2 protein-coding genes are annotated in these 3,963 nt (G+C 55.2%); both read left to right on the top strand.

What is annotated here, in order from left to right; translation table 11 throughout:
• Window positions 1–1,810 (top strand): ATP-binding protein (locus VKV29_RS07260; protein ID WP_324200641.1); only part of this gene is annotated, 1,810 nt, incomplete at its 5' end.
• Window positions 1,811–1,995: 185 nt separating this feature from the next.
• On the top strand, window positions 1,996–3,963 hold a 1,968-nt coding region (locus VKV29_RS07255; RefSeq protein WP_324200640.1), incomplete at its 3' end, for a DUF6785 family protein.

Raw genomic sequence — 3,963 nt, 5'->3', positions numbered from 1 at the left:
TGGCATTCCGCTCGCCATCGAACTTGCTGCCGCCCGCTGTCGGGCCCTTTCGCCTAAAGATATCGAGTCGCATCTTAGCGATATGTTCCGTCTGCTTTCGCAATCACCACGCACCAGCATCTCGCGCCATAAAACCCTCCGAGCCGCCCTCGACTGGAGCTATACTCCCCTCACCCCACCTCAAAAGCGACTGCTGCAACGTCTGGCCATCTTCACGGGAGGATGGACTCTCGAAGCGGCCGAGGCTATCTGTGCCGATACCGACAACCGCTCGAACGATGAGGCCTTTTTGCCTACCTATGACATCCTTGACACACTCTCTATTCTTACCGACCGCTCCCTCGTGAACTACGATACGCATGCCGACCGATTTTCACTCCTCGAGCCTATGCGCCAGTATGGGCTAGAGCTTCTGCAACAAAGTGGAGAAGAACCCGTCCTCCGAGAACGCCATGCTCTGTGGTTTACACAGTGGGTCGAAGAGGCCGCTACGCACATTCCCGGCTCCGAACAAGAGGAGTGGTTGGCTCGCCTAGAGCGGGATAACGATAATCTGCGGGCTGTGCTTACGCATCCAAATTTGCCGATAGAGCCTCGCCTGCGCATGGCCATCGCTCTCTGGCGCTATTGGCTCGCACGTGACCAACTACAGGAAGGTCAGGACCTCCTCCAGCATCTTCTCCAAGAAAAGGAAGTTCCTCCCACACCGCTGAAAGCAAAGGCCTTGCATGTGCTTGCCTCCCTGGCCTGCAAACAGGGAAATTATGGTTTGGCCGAATCCTCGATCCGAGAGAGTTTGCAGCTGTCATTACAACATAACGAACTGCTTACTGCTGCCCATGCTCGCGTGGTGGAAGGAGAGATCGCACATGCCCGAGGAGATTACGATACCGCTTTCACCCGCTTCGCTGCCGCCTATGAAACGCTAAAAAATTTCGATTTTCGCATCGGCATGGCAGAAGCCCTTCAAGGGCTGGGCGATTCCGCCCTGGCCCGCAACGAATGCACCCTAGCCCGAACCTACTACATGGAGGCCCTGGAGATTCGCCGCGCTCTCAAAGACCAAAGGGGCATTGCAAACCTGCTCCATGCCCTTGGCAACGTTGCGCTCTTCTTGGGCAAATACGCGGAGGCTGCAAAATACTACCAGGAAAGTATCGAGATGCGCGAGGAGTTTCTGGATCGAAAAGGACTTGCTGCCTCTCTAAACAATCTCGGCGGAGTCGCTCTCTTGCGTGGGGACTACGCTCAAGCGGAAGCCTTTTGCCGTAGAAGCCTTAACCTCCGCCAACAGCTCGGCGATAAACGCGGCATCGCTTTCTCTCTGCTTACCCTCGGCCATATTGCACGTGAAAAGGGCGAGTTGGAAGAGGCCCTTGACCATGGCGAACAGAGCGCCCAGCTTTTTCAACAGCTCGGCAATCGCGTTAATGCGGCCACGGCCCTCTGCGATTGCAGTCTTACCCTCATCCGCCTTGGCGAGCTTTCCCAAGCGGCGGCGATTCTGCATGAGGCCGCCGATGCCTGCCGCGAGTTCTCCAGCCACTTCCTCTGTCTCCTCGTCATCGAAACCGCTGCCGAACTGGCAGCCGCCCAAAGGAATTACCCCCTTGCCGCCCAACTTCTCGGTGCCCACGACCAATATGCGGCGCTTCTCGACATGCCCATTCCCCCCATCCGCAAAAGCGCTCAGGAACGGCTACGCGCTCAACTCAGCGCCACGCTCGGCGCTGAGCCTTTCCAAAAGACCCTCGAAAGCGGTCGCCAGTTCGATCGCCAATCCCTTTTTGAGCGAATTCGCACCCTCTAGCAGGTGACAGAAAGGGGTTCCTCATTCCCCATGTTTTGGCAAAACGGACTTCTATGCGGTAAACTGAAAGGGCAAACGGTGTTGCTTTCTCCAGTTCGGGCACCAGCACCCTCTCTGCACTTCGTGTGCCCGTAGTTAGGGCGCTTCAGAATCACACACTCATCGCTCAACCGTAACAAAATAACGTGGCGAACTATCCTAAAATCGAAGAAAGTTTTGAAACAACGCTCTCGGAAGAGAGGCCTCAAGGGAGGGGCTGGATCAGCCTTCGCGTCACGCTCCTAGCGCTTCTTTTAGCCCCTCTAACCGCCTATTGGACGGCCGACCAGGTTGTTGATGTCATCTTCTCGTTGATGATACCACCGGTCATTATGACCTTCGTCGTTGCCGTTATCAATCTCGGTGTCCGTAAAATCTCAAAGCGATGGGCACTCACCGAAGGGGAACTGATCATCTTTTACGGCATGCAAACCGTGCTGGGCGCCATCTGCGCCGAGTGGATGAACATCATTAACCCTCATATCGCCACCTATGCCCTCTATGCCAGCAGCAACTCCGACTACCGCAACAAAATTCTGCCCTACATCGCCACCTGGCTCTTCGTGCCCTACAAAGACGCCGATAAGTTCAAAGATTATCGGGATGGCGGGCATGGCTTTCACTATTTTCTAACCCACCTTCATCTCTGGTGGAGCTATATCTTAGGGTGGACTCTCATCGTGGGGCTTGTCGGTTTCGCCATGCTCTGCATCAACAGCCTCATGCGCGACGAGTGGACAAACCGCGAAAAACTTGCCTTCCCCATCATTCAGTTGCCCCTCGCCGTCGTGCAGATGGGCGCCGGACGCCTCCCCCTCTGGAAAAATCGCTACTTTACCGGCGCCTTCCTCATTATGTTCACCATTGACATCATCAATGGATTTCATCAGTTTTATCCAAATCTGCCCCTCATCAATGTGCGCTTTATCGGAGACCTCCAGCAACTTTTCCCCAACCCGCCCTTCAATGCCATCGGTTGGACTCCCATCGGCATCTTTCCTTACATGGCCGTCATTGGCTTCTTCATGCCCACCGATCTGCTCTTCTCTTGCATCTTTTTCTTCTTTTTCCGCAAGGCGCTTCAGGTCTTCACCTACGCCATAGGCTACACGCAAAGCGCGGGCGTTTTTGGCGGCGGTGGTCTCGTGCCAAGCCCACCCTACTTCAGTGAACAGAGCTGGGGAGCTTTCATCGGGCTTTTCGTGATGGCGATTTGGGTGGCCCGTGGCTATCTTCGAGAGGTATGGCAACAGATACTTCACGGTCATCCCCCAGGAGATCGGGGGGTTCCGCATCGAGTCGCCTTTGCCGGCCTTGTGCTTAGCGTCGTAGCCCTCTGTGTCATCGGGGTGGACATCGGCATCCCTCTATGGATGACTTTTGTTACTATCGTTCTATTCCTTATCTTTAGCGTCGCTCTCACCCGTATGCGGGCACAGGTCGGCCCTCCATCGCATGAGATGGCCTTCATGGGGCCGAACCAGATGATTGTGGATTTTGCCGGTACCCAAAACCTACCTGAAGCCGGGGTCAGCCGCATGGTCAACACCTTCTTCTTCTTGAACCGTATCCATCGTACCCACCCCATGCCGCATCAACTCGAAGCCATGAAAATGGGCGAACGAGCGCGCATCAATCAGCGTGCGCTCTTCATTGCCATCCTGCTGGCCATGGTGGTCGGCAGCATTCTCGGGCACCTCATCTATATCTATCGCGGATATGTATGGGGTGCCGGCGATGTTGGCGGCGATGTATCCGGCACCGTCAGCTCTTTTACCACCAAGCACCAACCTCCCAACATCGTAGCCATTCTGTTCGTCCTCATCGGCTTCTGCGTGGTGCTGTTGCTCGATTTCATTCGGTTTCAAGTGCCGGGCTTCCCTTTCCATCCGGTAGGGTATGCGCTCGCCATGAATTTCGGCCTCGACTACTTCTGGTTTGGCCTCCTGATCGTCTACCTCATTAAACTCTTTGTGGAGAAGTACTACGGCCTCAAAGGGCACGACAAGTTGCACCAGGTGGCCTTAGGCATCATTCTTGCGGAGTTTTGTGCCGAGACCATTTGGGCGCTCTACAGCATGACGCACAACCATTTCGCCACCTATAGCGTCTCC

It is taken from the genome of Chthonomonas sp. (assembly GCF_035294165.1).
Classification (GTDB): Bacteria; Armatimonadota; Chthonomonadetes; order Chthonomonadales; family Chthonomonadaceae; genus Chthonomonas.
This window is presented reverse-complemented; position numbering and strand designations above follow the sequence as displayed.